Source organism: Sphingomonas sp. AC522 (assembly GCF_979258125.1).
Map to the genome: position 1 here is coordinate 2,108,047 of NZ_OZ409836.1, position 16,940 is coordinate 2,124,986.

Annotated in this window: 15 protein-coding genes and 1 pseudogene; 10 read left to right on the plus strand and 6 right to left on the minus strand. The window is 62.4% G+C overall.

The window, feature by feature from the left end:
* The first annotated feature begins 5 nt into the window (after positions 1 to 5).
* The 5 genes from ACZZZM_RS10440 to ACZZZM_RS10460 all read left to right on the plus strand — a co-directional run bounded on the left by ACZZZM_RS10440 (position 6) and on the right by ACZZZM_RS10460 (position 4,644).
* Positions 6 to 1,331, plus strand: a complete 1,326-nt coding sequence (locus ACZZZM_RS10440; RefSeq protein ID WP_463595037.1) for an McrC family protein — start codon at positions 6 to 8, stop codon at positions 1,329 to 1,331.
* 1,257 nt (positions 1,332 to 2,588) lie between these two features.
* Positions 2,589 to 2,828, plus strand: coding sequence for a helix-turn-helix transcriptional regulator (locus tag ACZZZM_RS10445; protein ID WP_463595038.1), 240 nt, complete (start codon positions 2,589 to 2,591; stop codon positions 2,826 to 2,828).
* Positions 2,828 to 3,190 (plus strand): hypothetical protein, encoded by a 363-nt coding sequence (locus ACZZZM_RS10450; protein ID WP_463595039.1) that lies wholly within the window; start codon positions 2,828 to 2,830, stop codon positions 3,188 to 3,190. The genes ACZZZM_RS10445 and ACZZZM_RS10450 overlap by 1 nt, the downstream gene beginning before the upstream one ends.
* 93 nt (positions 3,191 to 3,283) lie before the next feature.
* Positions 3,284 to 3,421, plus strand: coding sequence for a hypothetical protein (locus ACZZZM_RS10455; protein ID WP_463595040.1), 138 nt, complete (start codon positions 3,284 to 3,286; stop codon positions 3,419 to 3,421).
* Positions 3,421 to 4,644, plus strand: coding sequence for a tyrosine-type recombinase/integrase (locus tag ACZZZM_RS10460; protein ID WP_463595041.1), 1,224 nt, complete (start codon positions 3,421 to 3,423; stop codon positions 4,642 to 4,644). Before ACZZZM_RS10455 ends, ACZZZM_RS10460 begins: the two co-directional genes overlap by 1 nt.
* Before the next feature lie 287 nt (positions 4,645 to 4,931).
* On the opposite strand, the gene ACZZZM_RS10465 is transcribed toward ACZZZM_RS10460, so the two are convergent.
* Both ACZZZM_RS10465 and ACZZZM_RS10470 read right to left on the minus strand, forming a co-directional pair.
* Entirely contained in the window at positions 4,932 to 8,039 is a 3,108-nt protein-coding gene (locus ACZZZM_RS10465; RefSeq protein ID WP_463595042.1) for a TonB-dependent receptor plug domain-containing protein, read from the minus strand.
* Positions 8,040 to 8,253: 214 nt separating this feature from the next.
* Complete coding sequence (locus ACZZZM_RS10470) at positions 8,254 to 9,123, minus strand: helix-turn-helix domain-containing protein (protein ID WP_463595043.1); 870 nt, start codon at positions 9,121 to 9,123, stop codon at positions 8,254 to 8,256.
* A gap of 299 nt (positions 9,124 to 9,422) precedes the next feature.
* Here ACZZZM_RS10470 and ACZZZM_RS10475 point away from each other — a divergent pair, with 299 nt between their 5' ends.
* From ACZZZM_RS10475 to ACZZZM_RS10495, 5 genes are all read left to right on the plus strand, one after another.
* Positions 9,423 to 9,809, plus strand: a complete 387-nt coding sequence (locus ACZZZM_RS10475) for a hypothetical protein (RefSeq protein WP_463595044.1) — start codon at positions 9,423 to 9,425, stop codon at positions 9,807 to 9,809.
* 118 nt (positions 9,810 to 9,927) lie between these two features.
* Positions 9,928 to 10,110 (plus strand): response regulator transcription factor, encoded by a 183-nt coding sequence (locus tag ACZZZM_RS10480; protein WP_463595045.1) that lies wholly within the window; start codon positions 9,928 to 9,930, stop codon positions 10,108 to 10,110.
* A 140-nt stretch (positions 10,111 to 10,250) separates the two neighbouring features.
* Positions 10,251 to 10,427 carry a DUF3606 domain-containing protein gene (locus ACZZZM_RS10485; RefSeq protein WP_463595046.1) on the plus strand — a complete coding sequence of 59 codons (177 nt, stop codon included), beginning with the start codon at positions 10,251 to 10,253 and terminating at the stop codon, positions 10,425 to 10,427.
* A gap of 99 nt (positions 10,428 to 10,526) precedes the next feature.
* Positions 10,527 to 11,285, plus strand: coding sequence for an SDR family oxidoreductase (locus ACZZZM_RS10490; protein WP_463595047.1), 759 nt, complete (start codon positions 10,527 to 10,529; stop codon positions 11,283 to 11,285).
* Positions 11,282 to 12,403 carry a glycoside hydrolase family 130 protein gene (locus ACZZZM_RS10495; RefSeq protein ID WP_463595048.1) on the plus strand — a complete coding sequence of 374 codons (1,122 nt, stop codon included), beginning with the start codon at positions 11,282 to 11,284 and terminating at the stop codon, positions 12,401 to 12,403. The genes ACZZZM_RS10490 and ACZZZM_RS10495 overlap by 4 nt, the downstream gene beginning before the upstream one ends.
* Positions 12,404 to 12,406: 3 nt before the next feature.
* Here the strand turns inward: ACZZZM_RS10495 and rodA are convergent, their stop codons facing one another.
* The 4 genes and pseudogenes from rodA to mreC all read right to left on the minus strand — a co-directional run bounded on the left by rodA (position 12,407) and on the right by mreC (position 16,865).
* Entirely contained in the window at positions 12,407 to 13,534 is a 1,128-nt protein-coding gene (rodA, locus tag ACZZZM_RS10500; protein WP_463595049.1) for a rod shape-determining protein RodA, read from the minus strand.
* Positions 13,531 to 15,541, minus strand: a pseudogene (gene mrdA / locus ACZZZM_RS10505) (penicillin-binding protein 2). Before mrdA ends, rodA begins: the two are co-directional and overlap by 4 nt.
* A complete protein-coding gene (locus tag ACZZZM_RS10510; RefSeq protein ID WP_463595050.1) occupies positions 15,541 to 16,056 on the minus strand; it encodes a rod shape-determining protein MreD in 516 nt (171 codons plus the stop codon). Before ACZZZM_RS10510 ends, mrdA begins: the two are co-directional and overlap by 1 nt.
* A complete protein-coding gene (mreC, locus tag ACZZZM_RS10515) occupies positions 16,053 to 16,865 on the minus strand; it encodes a rod shape-determining protein MreC (protein ID WP_463595051.1) in 813 nt (270 codons plus the stop codon). The genes ACZZZM_RS10510 and mreC overlap by 4 nt, the downstream gene beginning before the upstream one ends.
* Positions 16,866 to 16,940 lie beyond the last annotated feature (75 nt).

A 16,940-nucleotide genomic window follows, 5' to 3' on the forward strand; every position in this document is an offset into this window, starting at 1 on the left:
CATCCGTGACACATTTGACCGTTCCGGAATGGGGACCCACCGTCGTCCATAATGGCGGCGGTGAGGGGCCTGAGGGGAGTTTCACCCGTCGTCAGGCGAATTTGCTCCTGCTGGCCGCACGGTCACATCCTCTGGCCAACCGTTCCGGGACCAATATCCTCGTAGATCGATACAGTGAAATCAGGGCGCAACAGGTTGTCGGCATTATTGCCGCGCCTGGGTGCAGTCTCGAGATACTTCCCAAGATCGACCCTGTCTCCGATGAGCCCGACGAAGCTATTCGCGCCCGCCTTGTGTCGATGCTCGATGTCGCGCTCGGGCTAAAATTGGGAGACGGGCAGGCACTGGCAATGGCGCGCCAGAAGGAAACATTGCTCGACATCCTGATCCGCCTGTTTGCGGATCGCCTGTTGGCCGAAGCCCGGCGTGGGCTGCCCCGCGCCTATCTGGCCCAGGAGGAGGATCTCGCCGCGCTACGCGGGCAACTCGATGTCATCCGCCAGTTCAGCCACCACGCCGTGCGCCCAGACAGGCTTGCTTGCCGGTTCGATTCATTGATTGCCGAGACACCATTGCTTCGCATCATGAAGGCCTGCGTCCTGATGTTGCGTCGCCATGCCCGAGCGCACGAAACGCAGCGCCGCCTTGATGAACTGCGGTTTCTCTTGACAGATGTGAGCGATGTCCCTGTCCGCGCGCTGCCGTGGGATAAGGTGCGCATTGATCGGACCAATCGACGTTGGGAGACGCTTTACCAGCTGGCCAAGCTATTTCTGAAGCGTGAGTGGCAACGCACCAATCATGATGCGAGTGCGGGCCAAGGCATCACCTTGCTGTTCGCCATGAACGATCTTTTCGAGGCTTACATCGCAGCACTCGCCCGGCGCGCGCTGCGTAACGGCGATCTGACGGTCCATTCACAGGGCGGATTGCGTTACTGCCTTATGGAAGAAGGGGAAGAAGGCAGGGAACGCTTCCAGACAACGCCTGATATTCTGATCAAGCGGGATGGGCAAACCGTGATGGTGGTCGACACAAAATGGAAGCTGATCGGCAGAAATCCGGAAGACAAGAAGCGCGGCGTGTCGCAATCCGACGTCTATCAAATGATGGCATATGCACGGCTATACCGCTGCCAGGAGACTATGCTGCTTTACCCGCACCATGCCGCCCTTGGCACTGAGTTCCTGGATGCAGGCTACGGAATGATCGAGGGCGATGAGCGGCTGCGCGTTGCCAGTGTTGATCTCCTGGCAGGTGAATTGGCAGTTGTGCACCGCCTGGCAGGATTGCTTTCGCCGGCCCAGGCAGATTCCAGGACTTCGGCCTGATTCAATATTATGGGTCCGCCGAACCTCGTCAAAGAAGATACGGTAACCAGACCAGTCTGCACGACGAGGCGCTAGGTGGCGTCACACGGGCGAACCACTCAAGGAGCTGTTTCCGCTCTGGAATGGCGAGCGCCCGAACGGCGTCGCTTGATTCGCAGATCCTGAACGGGCGTTCGCGAAGCTTCGCTGCCCCAATATGGAACGACAGGCCCTACGCTCAGCTATGACAAGCGTCGCTCGATGGGGGGGTGAATTAGCGGCCTGCGGCCGAGGGCAAGCAAAGCCGGTCTTGTCACCCTCGGCGGCGAACGTCCAATACCACCCGTGAGGGTGACAAACACTGGACCAAATCAGGCAGAAAGTTATACATTTAGGGTGACAAGAACGTCATTCTGTCACCCTAAAAAAGTTCAGCGCAATACCGTAGATTTGGGGAATCCCAAATCTACTGCGCTAGCGACCTGCGAATCATTCGCACACCGTGTTAACATGTTATCACGGTCAAATCTGTGCATGTTCAAATGCACAGGTTTGTCACCCTAGTCGAAGCCCATGCTTCGAGGTCCTCCAGGTCGCTTCACTCACTTCCGGAAGGCACGGCAAAATATTTGCCTCTAGGGGTAGTTTACTTGTGGTGCGTCTTGCGGGATCATCGGTGCCGTAGCCGACGCATGCGGTGGCTGCGGCAGTGACGAGTAGATGTAGCCACCGTTGGCGAGTCTCCGACCTCTCGTCTTTGCTTAAGGTCGGGGACTCTGCCAGCGGCGACGCGAGATCTATCGTGACGCGAACAAAAGAACCGGCTGCACCGTGGACACCAGCAGGTCCCGCAGCCGCACAGGACGACGAGGCGGGCATGCCCGCCTCGTCGGACCTCCTGCAGGCACCGGCCGACAACCACGTCGCAGCCGTTCGCTCGACCACAGGTTGCAGCGAACGTCGTCACGTGTCTCGGCAAGACGGAGATTTGAACCCCGAGAGCGATTGCGTCTCTAGCGAGGAAAAAGCAGTGCGCCCGCAGCGCTTAAAGAGAACCGGTATTGGCTCGCGCCGGCGCGCACCTTTGATGCTGCCTATTCGGACACGAGCTTGGGCCATCCCCGCAACGGCAATGCTGAGCATCGCAGCGGCGGCCGGCCAAGCGTTGCCGCAAGCCCCGATGAGCGCACGATCGCTCGATTGCATCGCGCTAAAGCTTATCGGTGGGCTTGCGAACATCCTTAGCGCGAACATTTCGCTAGGGCTGGAGGTGGCGAAATGAGCTTCCACTTCCCACCGCGCCAAATGCGCGCGCGCGCAGCAGCGTTCTATCTTGGCCTCTCCGAATCGACGTTTCTCGACCGGGTCAAATCCGGCACTTACCCACGCGGGGCACTCGATGGCGGCGCCCGGGTCTGGCTGCGGGATGATCTGGACTTGGTCATTGACCATAGGTTCGGGGTTGCAGTGGCCCCTGCGGCCGATCCCTTTGCCGCCCGCTTCGGGAAGGCAAGCTGATGGCTCGCGTTTCTCGTCCCTACGACGCTGTCTACATTCAGGAGGATGGCCCAGCTTTCACCCGAATTCATGCCAACGCTCTGGACGCCTACGGCTGCATAACAGTCAACGACGGAATTGTCGTTTTCGTCGCGCACGTTTTCGACGACGAGCTCTCCACGGGCGTGGCCTGCCTGGAAGCTGTCCTAGACGTTCTACGACAGGCGCTCAGCACTGACCCGGCGCTAATTCAGACAGTCGTCGGGCACCTCGAGAAGATGAAGGTGCGGCGCCGGTCCGAACTAGGTCCCGTGCTGGACCCGCTCGCCCTTTTGCGATGGGTCGCGACGATCGATCGGAGCGGCGACTGTGGATGCGTCTGAGATGAAGGCTCTCTCCCTGCAGATGCAGCGGAGGATGAAATGCAGGCGGTGAAGAGATTTGGCCCACTCGTTGATGGCCAAGGGCAAAGGGACTTGCATGATCGCATTGTGCGCTCCTGGCCCGGTGAGAAGCTCGACATACCGATCGAACATTGCGGTGTGACCGCAGTCGCTGCGGCGAAGGTCGAGCATGGCGATACCCTTGCCGGTGGCTTCGGGAGGGCCCGCTGATGGCCGACGCCAAGCTCGCCTTCACTTTTGTCATCCGGAAGAAGACCGGGACTGAGCTTTGGTATTTCCGGCATCAAACCCTGGCGAAGCCGGCCCGTATCCATGGCAAGCCCGGTGAGCCGGTCTTTCATCGAGAATATGGCAAGCTGCTGTCGGTTGCCACGAAGGAACAGATGGCCGCTGAGCAGCGCGCCGACGACACCTCGCTTCGCTGGCTCGCCGAGCAATACGAAGAGAGCAAGTTCTGGCTGCAGCTCAAGCCCAAGACCCGGCTTAGCTACAAGCGCGAGCTCGAACGTCTAAGGGACATGGCAGGCGATTTGCCGTTCAGGAAGTTGACAGCGAACGGTGTGCGCAAAATGCGAGACTCGGTCATCGACGCAGTCTGTGAATCTCAGCGCCGGGCGATCGCAGCCCGCAAGGCTGCCGACGAGGCGGCAGAGGCCGATCATCAGCGCCGCGTCGAGAAGGCAATCGCCAGAGGAAAGCCAATTCCTGAGAAACGTAAATCGCGCCGCCGGCCACCGACGCCGGTTGACGACCAGACCGGCGTCCGGACCGCCGACGCATTCAAGTCCGTCCTCGGCGTGCTCATGTCCTATGCTGCCCGGTGCGAGCTCATCGAAAAAAGCCCAGTGAAGGGTGTCGAGAAGATGCAGCGCAAGAGCAACATCGACAGTCACGATCCTTGGCACGAGCATCAGATCGCGACCGTGATAGCGCGGGCACCTCGAGCGATCCGTGACGGCGTGATCTTGGGCGTGTGCACCGGGCAGCGTCTGGAAGACGTCGTGGCAATGACTAAGCAGCGTGTCTTGGGCCACGATATCCAGGTGCGCCAGCTGAAGACAAACGTTCTGGTCGAGGTGCCTATAACCGGACCGCTGAAGGACCTAGTCGCGCGTCGCGTGGGGTCAAACGATCCGGACGATTCGAACCTGTTGCTCACTCGTGAGGACGGCAGCGCCTACACCGAGCGGCTATTCGCCGACCACCTGCGCGAATTTCTGGACAGCCTGGGATGGTACGACATCTCGTTCCACGGTCTGCGCTACGCTGCGGCCGCCCGGCTCAACGACGCTGGTTGTTCGGTTGCAGTGATCAGCTCTATCGTCGGGCACTCGACTTATGAGATGGCCATGAAATACGCCACAAAGCGCCAGAACGCCGCCCTCGCGGGTCGGGCTATGGAGGCTCTCTCGATGAGGGACGACCGCGACTAAGTGCAAACCGCGCCTAGAATTTGCAAACCCGTCCAAGAAAAGCCCTGTAAAACGTGCTAGTTGCGCAGAAATTTGCTGTGCCCCGCTGACTCTTAATCAGCGGGTCCTTGGTTCGAGCCCAAGTGCGTCCACCATCCCTTTCAGATTGTTAGTTTGTGCGGTGCTGGCGATCGGGGCATCAGCCCGCGGCTAATCTGCGCTCACTGCTCGTCGCCGATTGCTCATCACGCAACGAAAAGGGGCGGCCCCTTGCGGAGCCGCCCTTCTCTTTCAGCAGTCAGGTTCGGCTAGAAGTCGACCTTCGCGCCGACGCGGAAGTAGCGGCCAAGGATGTTCGGGCCGGACCAGGCCGGGTTGTACTGGGTGGTGCCGTATGCGCCGCTCGGGTCGAATGTCGGCTTGATGTTCAGCACGTTGAGGACGTTTGCGTAGATCATGAACTTGTCGGTGATACGCTGGCTGATGCTGAAGTCGACGTTCCACTGCGCCTTCGAATTGCACAGGACCGGAGTGACGTTGTCCTCATAGGTGAAGACTTCACGTCCGATGCTCGCGCTGCAATCGCCCGCGGTGCCGCCCAGATCGACCGCCGCGAGATCGAGCCCACTGGTGTAATAGGCCGTGACGGTAGCGGTGGTGCCGCCGGTCTGGATCGTATTCTGCCAGCTGCCACGCCACTTCGGCGCGCCCGAGCACGACGTCACGTCGCACGGTGAGAGTGTGCCTTCATAGCGTTCCACGCGGCCCGGGAACACGCGCTCGAACTTGAGCGTGTACGAAGCCTCGAACGAGCTGGTCAGCGTGACATCGTTGAACAGCGGGATGCGTGCGTTGATCCCGAAATCCAGGCCCGAGACGCGTTGCGAATCAGTGTTCTCGAACGACGCTTCGATGAACCCGAGATGCGGAAGCGCATTCGGGAAGGACGGATCGGGTTGACCCGGGATCACGTTGATGCCCGGAATATTCACGACACCGTTCTGAGTGTAATATTGGCGGAGCACTTCGGTGACGTCATAGGTCGCATTGGCGATCAGGTCGCGCACTTCGATATTGAAGTAATCGACCGTGAAGCTGACGTTGCGGATCGGCTCGAAGATGGCGCCCAGCGTCCAGCTGGTCGATTTTTCCGGGCTCAGCGCCGCATTGCCGATCGACGTTTGACCCACCGGGAACGGACCCGTTGCATAGAGATTGCTGTTATGCGCAGCCGCGAACTGAGCATAGCCAGGCGTGGTCGTGCTCAGCTGCTGAGTGACGTAGCCCGTGGTCGGCAGACCGAAAGCTTCGTTGAACGAGGGGATGCGGAAGCCCTTCGAGTAGGTGCCGCGGATGGCGATCTGCTTGATCGGGGTAAACTTGGCGCCGATCTTCGGCGAGAAGTTCGACTGGCCCGACGAATAGTCGTCATAGCGGCCCGAAGCGTTGACTTCGAACTGCGGCAGGATCGGCGCGTTCAATTCGAAGAACGCCGACTTAACGTCGCGCGAGCCGACCGCGCCCACTGCGTTGATCACGAAGTAGCGATCCTGCGGGCGGGCGGCATTTGCCGGGTTCGCCGAGGGATTGTTGATCAATTCGTGGCGAAACGCGCCGCCGACTGCCGCCTGGAGCGGGCCGCCCGGGAGATCGAACAGATCCTTCGCGAGGGTCGCCGAAACCTGCCAGAGGTCCGAATTCGAGCGATTGTTCGAGACCGGAGCGATGAAGTCTCGGATCGTCTGGCTGTTCGCTTCGGGATTCAGGAAGTTATAGGTACCCTGTGCAGCAACATCCATGACGCGCCCTGGGATCAGCACGTTGCGGTTGATGATGTCGAGCTGGACGTTTGAGACTGTGCCTTCGACCGAATAGTTCCAGTCATCGCCGAACGAACCGTTGACGCCCATCGCACCACGAAGGCTGCGAGCGCGCGCCGAGATTTCGCGCGGACGATCATAGGTCATCAGGATCTGGGCACGGTTGCCGGCAGCGGCGAACGGGTTGTTCGGGTTCAGCGTACCATTGGCCGCGGTGCAGCCCGTCGCCAGCATCGTCGCCGAGCCGACGCCAGCGGCGCAGACATAGGCGGGCAGGTACAGGTTGGTCAGCGCGAACTGCGTTGGAGGCGGCGTCGTGCCGTTGAAGGCAACCGGCGCACCCTGCGTGTCGGTGTTGACCTGATAATAGTTTGCCGCTGCATAGAATTGCGCGCGCTCGCCCAAGTTGGCGGTGAAGCGGAATGCACCGCCGAAACGCTCTTGATCGGGCAAAACTGTATTGTACAGCGCACGATTGTCGCGGGAGCACTGGATCGGACCGGCATTTGTCGTGAGGCCGGCGAACGCCTGTGGCACATTGACCGTGGTCAGATTGCGGCAGCCGGCGGCGGCGTTGAGCAAGTTATAGCGGCCGAGGATGGCGGTCGCCGGACTGATTTCGCGGACCACGGGCACCGGAGTCGCGAACATGCCGTTGAACACGAAACCGCCGTTCGGAAGCACCGTCGTCACGTTCGTGGGACGAAGCGAGTTCTGGGCGTTGTTGGCGCGGCAAACGATCGTGCCCGCAGCAACCGCAGTCCGAGTGACTGCGTTGGTGACCGGATCGCGAAGCTCGGTGCGGCCGATCGACGGCGTGCACATGCTGCTGAGATTGCCGGTGTTGAACGGGAATTCGGTGTCCCGCGCATATAGGCGATCAGCGCGCTGATACTCGCCGTTGACGTAGAAGTTGAAGCCCTGCTCTTCCAGATCGCCATAGCCGAAAGTGGCGTCGAAGCGCTGCTCGGGAGCGAAACCGCGCTGTGAAACGCCCGCCGAGGCATTAATGTGAAGACCCTGGATTTCCTTCTTGGTGATCACGTTGACCACGCCGGCAACCGCGTCGGCGCCGTAGGTCGACGAAGCGCCGTCACGAAGGATTTCGATGCGCTCTACGATCGCATTGGGGATGGTGTTGAGGTCGACGAAGTTGCGGTGACCGTCGTCCGCGAGCGGGTACGGCGCCATGCGCAGGCCGTCGAAGATGGTCAGGGTCGACTGCACGGTCAGACCGCGCAGCGAGACTGCGTTTGCGCCGGTCGCGAAGTTGTTGCCGTTGTTCCAGCCCTGCGTGATCGTGCCGGCGCCGTTGGCCGAAACGCGCTGCACTGCTTCAGCAACGGTGTTGATGCCGCGCTGCTCGAGCGTGGCTGCGCTCAGCACGGTGACCGGCGACGGGGTTTCCGCGTCGGTACGGCGGAACAGCGAACCAGTGACAACGACGGTCTCGCCTTCTTCCGCCTGCTGGTCATCAGCGGCAGGGGCGGTCTGCGTCGTGGTGGCGGTGTCCTGCGCCAGAGCCGCGGACGGCAGAGCCATCGCGGCGATGGCGGAACCGAGAATGGTTCCTGCCAGATAGATTGTCTTACGCATCATTGTCTCCCTCTATTCGGAGAGCCGCCTCATTATTCTGAGGATCGTCTCGCTCTATCCGCGTAGCTAGAGGAGAAATCAGTCGTGTAAATGGCGCGTTTATGGGATGTTGCTACGTAAACACGCCAACTATCATTTATGCCAGGGTTTGTTTTACGCAAGCTTGCGACTACCTTTACATTGCCTTTACGCAATTTCGGATCGCAATACGCTTCTAGACTTGCCTGGATAAGCGCGAACTTTCTCGCAAGTCCCAGGCCATGCTGGGGGGAAGGCCAAACTCCTTTTTGAAGGAATGACTGAAGGCGCTCAGATCGGAGAAGCCGAGAAGCACCGACACTTCGGTTGCGGAATGATTGCCGCTCTCCAGCATCGTCTTGGCGAACTCCATCCTCAGCTTGCGGTGATAGCTGGCTGGAGGGACGCCGAAGACCGCGGAGAAATAGCGTGACAGATGGAAGCTCGAAAGGCCGGCGACATCCGACAATTCCGCGAGGGAAATGGCGCGGTTGGTGATTGCATGAAGGTGCGCCCTTGCCATTTCCAGGCGATTGAGGACCTCACGGCGCGTCACTACCCGCTTGAGGCTGAGTTGCTGCATGTGGGTGGAGATGTCTTCCCGCGCTCCCTGCAGAACCGCCGCGGCCGCGGCGGCCAGCGCAGGCGCGTTCGCTTCCCAATTTTGCGGATCCCGGTGCGCGTGCATGGCCGCGTTCACGAAGTCCGAACCCAGCGGCGTGCTCAGCAAGGATCGTATCGCCGTGCGGCCGAGCAGCGAGGATTGCGCCGGGGTGGCTGATCCGGTGGGCAGATAGATACAAAGGCCGCGCGTTTCCTGAACGCGAACCGTCGCTTCATAGCAGTCCCCGCGATCGACCAGCAGCAGCCTGCCGGGGGTCAAGCGATAGGTGCGGCCGTCGACGCGGTATACTTCCTCGCCCTCGAGCAGCAGCTTCAGCGACGGGGCGCCGCCTGTCATCATCGATTCACCCCGTCCGAGGTGCGACAGGACCACGCGTGGCCGCTCGACCGAGGCAAGCGGAGCCGCGGAATGTTTTGACATTCGAACGGCATCGACGCGCATGCAAACTCCCTATCACCGACTTTAGCCGCAGTTGCGCAGCGCGTGGATGAACGCTGGATTACAAAGGGCTAAATCCGCAAGTTTGAGCAAGCCGAAGCAAGAAATTCCTGCTTTTTGCGCGTCTAACGCCCGCTTTCTGTCCGGAAGCGGACAGTCGAGCGGCTCGGAATTTGTCCGATCTTGCGTGATGTCTCCGCAGCCCCGCCGCCAGCGCGAATCCGCAATTCGCAACAACCCCAGCCTCCCGACCCACCCCTAGGCCGAAAGATCGGTGATCCCGATGCAAGGTGTGGAAGTCAATGAACGCGCTCGGACGAATATATCAGCCCGAAGATCTTGAACGTCCGTCGATCCGGCGCGGCAGGCTCACCTTGATCTTCGATCCGCTCGAAATCTGGCTGGGGGACATTCAGGTCAAGCTCTCGCCGCTGGAGAGCGAGTTGATGCTGGTCCTCATGCAGCGCGGGCGCGCAAATTGGGAAACGGTCGACGGCGCCCTGCGCGGCGGCGCATGCAGCGCAACGATCAGGGACGTCCTAGTGCACAGGATTCGCCGCAAGTTCCACGCAGCCGGGGGCAATGATCCTATCGAAACTGTGCGCGGCTGGGGCTTGAAACTGCGCGTCCCACCCGATGATGAGCAGTCTACCAGTGTCTGGATCGGTGTGCGGACTCCGGCCTTCTAAGCCCTCGTTTATTTCACTCGCACGCGGAAGCGGATCGAGAAATTAGTCCCGGCCAGCTGGCTTCCCCCCAGCCGCACGCGGATATTGGTGACGCGGCTGTCGCAGCCATTGGCGTCGCGTGCTCATCGCGTTGGCCGATGGGCGTTCGAACAAGCAGATCGCCGGCGAACTCGGCGTCACCGAAGCCACCATCAAGGCGCATCTATCCGCTACGTTTCGCAAGCTGGGCGTCCAGAACCGGGCGCAGGCGCTGCTGGCGGTGCAGCCCATATTTCAAAACCGCGTTGTGATTCAGAGTTGAGGCCGAAAGTCGGTTCGCTGCGTCGGCTCTTGGTCCCGCCCCGCGCGGCATTCGCCTTGATTCAAGTTAGCCGCAGCAACCAATCCTGCTCCTCATGTTTTCATCGGGCATCGCCACCAGGCGCAACGAGAGGAGAAAGCATGTCGGACGACAAGAACGATCGCGGGCCGCAGGACTCGTCGCGGATCGCGATGGGCGAGGACTATGAGGTCACCTATTGGACCAAGCGCTTCGGGGTTTCGCGTGAGCGGCTCCAGGAAGCTGTCGATGCCGCCGGCAGCGGCGCAGAAGCCGTCGAGCAGTATCTGAAGCGCTGAGCGCGGCGCGGCAGGTCGGCCGAAAGCTTCAGCCGCGGTGTTTTGGCGCTCGCGCCCGCCGGCCGCCCGCTCGCCTTTTTCCTCCGTGAAGAGAATTCAATGACCGATATCCGAGACGCGCATACCGAGCAGCCGAGCCTGAAGGGCCGGCGGGCGATCATCACCGGCGGGACCACCGGGATCGGGCGCGCAATCGCAGTGCTGCTGGCGTCCGAAGGTGTGGACGTCTTCATTTGCGGGCGCGATCCGCAGCACCTTCAGGACGCACTGGAGCGCATTCGTGAAGTAGGGAAGGGCGACGGCTTGAGCCTCGATCTGGCCGAGCCCGATGCCGTCGATCGCTTTGTGAGCGCGGCGCGCGCTTATTTCGGCGATTTCGACATCGCCATCGTCAATGCGGCCATTCCCGCCCAGGGCCTCACGACGATGAGCGCAGACGAACTACGCTATGCCATTGCCGTCGATTTCACAGCCTATCTCGCCACCGCCCATGCCGCTGCCGAGGTGCTGAAGGACAAGGGCGACATCGTCCTGATCGGCTCGGTCTCCGCGCATCTGCTGGGCGCGGAAAGCAGCGTCTATTCGGGAATGAAGGCCGGCATCGCAGGTTTTGCCGAAGCGATCCGCCGCGAGCTGGCGCCAAAGGGCATCAAGGTCGGCTTTATCGAGCCGGCCAAGACCGGCGCCGACTTCCAATATGAGAGCTTCACTGCCGAGGAGCAGGCCGAGGAAATCCTCAAGGAGGCGATGCTGCGCGCCGAGGACATCGCCGTCGCCGCACACTTCATGCTGACCCAGCCGCGCCGCTCCAACGTCCAGCAAATCGTCGTCGCCCCGCGCGCCCGAGGTGACGAGTGAGCGAATTCGCCGTCGATCGGCTCGTGTTCGGGCCGGATGATGTCGATCTGTCGCAATCGCCGATTGCCGGGCATCTCGATGCCGAAACCTATGTTCTCGGCGCCTTCAATCCCGGGCTGACGCGGCTGCCCAACGGCAATCTGCTGATGATGGTGCGCGTGGCGGAGGCGCTGCGCCACCCGATACGCGACGGCAAGGTCCATGCAATCCGCTGGACCGACGGGCGCTACGTACTCGATGCCTGGCCGCTCGAACTCGCCAACACCGCGGACCCGCGCAAATTCCTGCTCCATGGCGGCGGCTGGAAGATCATGGCGCTGACATCGCTCTCCTGGCTGCTCCCGGTTGAGTTGACTCCGAATGGGCTGGAAGTGGTCCGCGTGCATTACGATCGCCCGATCGCGCCGCAGGGCGATTGGCAATGCTATGGCGTCGAGGATGCGCGGATCAGCCGCGTCGGCGACGAATGGCTGATGACCACCTGCTCGGTCAGCCCCGAGCGGCATTCGACCACGCTATACGTGTCGAACGACGGCCTGGATTGGCGCTTCGACGGCATCGTGCTCGATCACCAGAACAAGGACATGCTGATCTTCGAAGGCAAGGTCGGCGGGCAATATTGGGCCCAAACCCGGCCGCTCGGCGATCTCTATTTCGCCTATCCGCCGGGCAGCGAGTGGCGCGCCGGGCCATCGATAAATCTCGCGACTTCACCCGATGCTCGCCATTGGCGCCCGCATTTGAAGCCGGGGATACGTCCACACGCCGGCACCGTCGCCACCGCGCGGATGGGGGGAGGGACCCCGCCGATCCTTACCGATGACGGCTGGCTGACCCTGTGGCACGGCGTTGAGCCCAAGGAGATCGTCGGCATCTATCGCACCTATTGGTCGATCCTCGATTGCGACGATCCCTCGCGGACCGTGCGCACCGATCATGCGCCGCTGCTCGAAGCGGCGCCCGATCTGACTCAGCCGCTGGAAGACAAGATGTACGTCCGCGACGTCGTCTTCACGACCGGCATCGCCGATGCGGGGGATCATTATGTCCTCGCGTCGGGAGAGGCGGATCTCGCCTGCCGGATCACGCACATCCCCAAGAGCCGCTTCGCCGCCTGAGGCTTACCAGCGCTGGACCCGACGGTTCTGCCGGTCGATCGACATCAGGATGCCCAGGCAGATCATGAACGTCATCGTCGCAGTGCCGCCGAAGCTGATCAGCGGCAGCGGCACCCCGACGACGGGCGCCAGACCCATCACCATCGCCATGTTGATCGCGACATAATAGAATATCGTGGCGGAGAGCGCGGCGGCGGTAAGCCGCGCGAAGCGGCTGGTCGAGCGGACGCTGACGCCGATGCCCCATTTGATCAGCAGCCCGAACGCGACGATCAGGAACACGCCGCCCATCAGGCCCCATTCCTCCATCATCGTCGCCAGCGCGAAATCGGTATGCCCTTCGGGCAAATAATCGAGGTGGCTCTGTGTGCCGTTGAGGAACCCCTTGCCGAACCATCCGCCCGATCCGATCGCGATCTTGGACTGGCTGATATGATAGCCGGTGCCCAGCGGATCGCTCTCCGGGCTCATGAAGGTCAGCACGCGCTTGCGCTGATAATCGTGGAGCACATAATTGACGATGATCGGGATCGACACCGCCATCGCCAGCGCGCCGCCGATGAAGAGGCGCAGCGGAATGCCGGCGAGGAACATCACCGTGATCCCCCCGGCGACGATCATCAGCGCCGTGCCCAGATCGGGCTGGAGCATCACCAGGCCCGCGGGCAGTCCGATCAGCACCACAGCGGGCCAGATCGCCCCGAAGCGGCGGATTTCACCCGCCGGCAGCATCTCGTAGAAGCGGGCGCAGGCCAGCACGATCACCGGTTTCATCAGTTCGGAGGGCTGCAACCGGATGATGCCGAGATCCAGCCAGCGCTGGCTGCCCCCCGCGACCGCACCAAGCAATTCGACCCCGATCAGCATCACCAGCGTGCCGATATAGGCAGGAAAGGCGCCGAAAGCCCAGACTTGCTCGGGGATGCGCGAGAGGACGATTGCCATGGCGAGGAAGATGAAGAAGCGTGTGCCCTGGTTAAACGCCCAAGGCCGGATATTCCCGCTCGCCGCCGAATACAGCACAAGCAGCCCGAACATCCCGATCGCGATGACGAGAAAGATCACGCGCCAGGGAAGCTGGGCGAGCTGTGCGGGGACGACGCCGGATGGGCCGATATTGGCGCTTTTCACTCGAGCGGCCCGGTGGCGTTGGTGACCGACGCGTCAGGCTCGATCGCGCTGACCGAGGCGTTGGATGCAGCGGAGACGACGTTCTGCGCCGCTTCGGCAGGATCTTCGGGCACGGGTGCTGCGGCCGCTGGTTGCGGCGCCTGGGCCGTCTTCCATGCCGCGGCGCGGGCCGCCATGCGCTGGTTGATATTGCCGCCCCAGCCGGCCTCGAGCGCGTGGAGCCGAGTCATCGCCTGGGGCCGATCGAACAGGAAGGTGAGCACGTCCTTGGCGATCGGCGCTGCGGCGCGGGCGCCGCCCATGCCATGCTCGATCACCACTGAAGCGGCGTAGCGCGGATTGTCGACAGGCGCGAAGCAGATAAACAGGCCATGGTCGCGATACTTCCATGCGCCGCCCTGGCCGCGATTGGCGTCCATGATCCGGCGGACCTGCGCCGTGCCGGTCTTGCCGCCCATACGCACATCGGGAATCTGCAGCTTGGACGCGCCGGCGGTGCCGTGACCGTTGACCACTTCGTCCATCCCGGCGCGGACGATCTCGACATGCTCGGGCGGGAAGGGCAGGGCAGGATAGGCCTTGGCCGCCTCCAGCAGCAAGGTCGGTTGTACCATCTTGCCCGAAGCCAGCCGCGCCGCCGACAGCGCCAGCTGGAACGGGCTGACCAGCACATACCCCTGACCGATCGCCGCGTTGAGCGTGTCCGACTGGGTCCATTCCTGCTTGTAGCGCTTGAGCTTCCATGCCTGGTCGGGGATCGTCCCGTATCGCTGCGATGGCAGAGGAAGCTCATATTCGGCCCCAAAGCCCAGTGCACGGGCCGCAGCGGCGATGCGATCGATGCCGATTTCGCGGCCGACGGTGTAGAAATAGGTGTTGCAGCTGCGCGCGATGGCCGTGTGCATCGTCATCGGCCCGTGCCGCCCCAGACAGCCATAGCGGCGATTGCCGAGCTGATAGCCGCCATTGCAATAGACCACGCGCGACGGATCGATCCCCGCGCTCAGCGCCGCCAGCGCGGTGGCAGGCTTGAAGGTCGATCCCGGCGGATAGAGGCCCTGGAGCGTCTTGTTCATCAGCGGGATGTGATCGTCCTCCGACAGCATTCGCCATTCGGAGCGGCTGATCCCGTCGGAAAAGGCATTGGGATCATAGGCCGGCATCGAGACCATCGCGAGGATCTGGCCGGTCATGCAATCGAACACGGTGACCGAGCCCGATTCGTCGCCCATGCGCCGCGCAGTATATTCCTGCAGCCCCGCATCGATGGTCAGCTTCACGGTATCGCCCGGGGAATCGGGCCGCGTCGCGAGTTCGCGCACCAGCCGGCCATGCGCAGTGACTTCGACGCGCTTGGCGCCGGGCGTGCCACGCAGCCGATCCTCCATCTGCTTCTCGAGCCCGTCCTTGCCGAGCTTGAAGCCGGGGGTGACGAGCAGCGGGTCCTTTTCCTTCTTGAACTGCTCGGCATTCGCAGTGCCGACATAGCCGACCAGGTGTCCGACTCCGGCCCCGAGCGGATAGTTGCGCGCGAAGCCGCGGGTAGGGGCCACACCCGGCAATTCGGGTAGGCGGACGCTGATCGCGGCGAAGCGCTCCCAGTCGAGATTCTCGAGCACCTGCACCGGCTGGAAGCCTGCCGCGCGCTTGAGATCGGTTTCGATCCGCGCGCGGTCCTCGGGCGTCAGCCCCAGGATTTTCTGCAGCGAATCGAGCGTCTTCTGCTTGTCCTCGACTCGGTCGGGGATAAGGTCGACGCGGAAATCGGTGCGGTTGTTGGCGAGCGGCGCGCCGTTGCGGTCCACGATCCAGCCACGGCGCGGCGGCGTCAGCGTCAGATTGACACGGTTGCTCTCGGCCATGAGTTCGATAGCGCTCGTTCTCGAATACCGAGAGATAGGCCATCCGCCCGGCGAGCACGAGCGCGACGCCGCCCTGCAATCCCCCCAGCACGAGTGCGCGCCGCGAGAAGCTATATGCCTGGGTTGCTTCGGTGATCCGGACCATTACCGCCGCTTTGTATCCCGATCGAGCCACGCGCAGAAGCGGGCAATCACGGGAAAAAGCGCGGCCGATATCAGGATCTGGAACAGCAGCGCGGTATCGACATGCGCATAGAAGGGCGCAGCGACCAGACGGCCGGCGATGAGGCAGAAGGCGATAGCGCCGCTGGCGATCAGCCAGTCCTGCCAAAAGTCACGCCACACCAATCGCGTATCGAACACGTCGATGACGAGCACGCAGATCGTCCAGAAACACATTGCATTGCCGAGCGGCTGGCCGCTCATCGCGTCGTCGAAGAAGCCGAGCAGCACCGGTGCCCAGACCTTCATCGAATCGCCGCGCACCAGCCGCCAGCCGAGCAGCATCATCAGCCCGAAAGGCGGCAGGAAGGGCACAGTGGCGACGACGGGGAGCAGCGTCACCATGGAGCCCAGCATTACCGAAAGCGGGGCGAGCCAGATCGCGCGCGAACGCTTTTCGCTGCGTCCGAGCGGGACCCACTCGATCGGGCTGCTCACTTCTTGGCCTTGGGCGGCGGCGTGGGAGTTGGCAGCGGCGGGAGGAAGCTCACCTGCACGAGCGCGAAATCGAGCGCGTCGGGATTGGCGGCGGGCTCGGCCACGGCGATGTCGCGCGCGGTGCGGATCACCCGCGCTACTGGGATATTGGGCGAGAAGATGCCCCCGGTGCCCGAAGTGATGAACGTGTCCCCTGGCTGGAAGATCATGGTGGCTACGCTTGCGGAGCGGATGTCCATCAGCCCGTCGCCGCGGCCCGCCGCGATGGCGGGCAGCCCGTCGCGCGTCCGGCGCACGGGTACGATACTCTCGGGATCGACGATCAGCAGCACGCGCGAAGTGTTCGGCCCGGTCTCGATCACCTGGCCAATCAGGCCTGTGGGCTCGCGGACCGGCTGGCCGGGCTTCACGCCCTGCCAATTGCCGGCATTGAGCGTTGCGTAGCGCCGCGTGCTCGAGGCCGAGCTATTGACCAGCCGCGCGATCACCACCGCATCGGTCGTCACGTCGCGCAGCTGAAGCATCTCGCGCAGCCGCCTATTTTCCTGGTTGAGCGTGCGTGCGCGGGAGACGATCGTCTCATTGTCGGCAAGCTGCTTGCGAAGCCGCTCATTCTCGGCGCGGACATTGACATAGCTGGAAATGCCTTCGGGCGCCCCCGCCACGCCACCGCGCATCCAGGCAAAGGCGGAGGAAACCGGCGTGGTGATCTCGGCGAAGAAAGCGCGCACCGCCGAATAGGCCGTAGGGTTGAAAGTGGAAAGCAGCAGCAAGGTTGCACCGATCGCCACACCGCCGACCGCCGCCACATATCCCAGGAATAGGCCGTATTGCGCCCGCCGCGAAAACCCCGGGCGCCGGTTTCTTGGCGGCGCCATATCCCC

Excerpts from the sequence above, each read along its gene's own strand:
- ACZZZM_RS10470 (WP_463595043.1), bottom strand. The coding sequence starts at position 9,123 with ATGCGCGTCGATGCCGTTCGAATGTCAAAACATTCCGCGGCTCCGCTT.
- ACZZZM_RS10485 (WP_463595046.1), top strand. The coding sequence starts at position 10,251 with ATGTCGGACGACAAGAACGATCGCGGGCCGCAGGACTCGTCGCGGATC.
- ACZZZM_RS10475 (WP_463595044.1), top strand. The coding sequence starts at position 9,423 with ATGAACGCGCTCGGACGAATATATCAGCCCGAAGATCTTGAACGTCCG.
- ACZZZM_RS10460 (WP_463595041.1), top strand. The coding sequence starts at position 3,421 with ATGGCCGACGCCAAGCTCGCCTTCACTTTTGTCATCCGGAAGAAGACC.
- ACZZZM_RS10445 (WP_463595038.1), top strand. The coding sequence starts at position 2,589 with ATGAGCTTCCACTTCCCACCGCGCCAAATGCGCGCGCGCGCAGCAGCG.
- ACZZZM_RS10450 (WP_463595039.1), top strand. The coding sequence starts at position 2,828 with ATGGCTCGCGTTTCTCGTCCCTACGACGCTGTCTACATTCAGGAGGAT.
- ACZZZM_RS10465 (WP_463595042.1), bottom strand. The coding sequence starts at position 8,039 with ATGCGTAAGACAATCTATCTGGCAGGAACCATTCTCGGTTCCGCCATC.
- ACZZZM_RS10490 (WP_463595047.1), top strand. The coding sequence starts at position 10,527 with ATGACCGATATCCGAGACGCGCATACCGAGCAGCCGAGCCTGAAGGGC.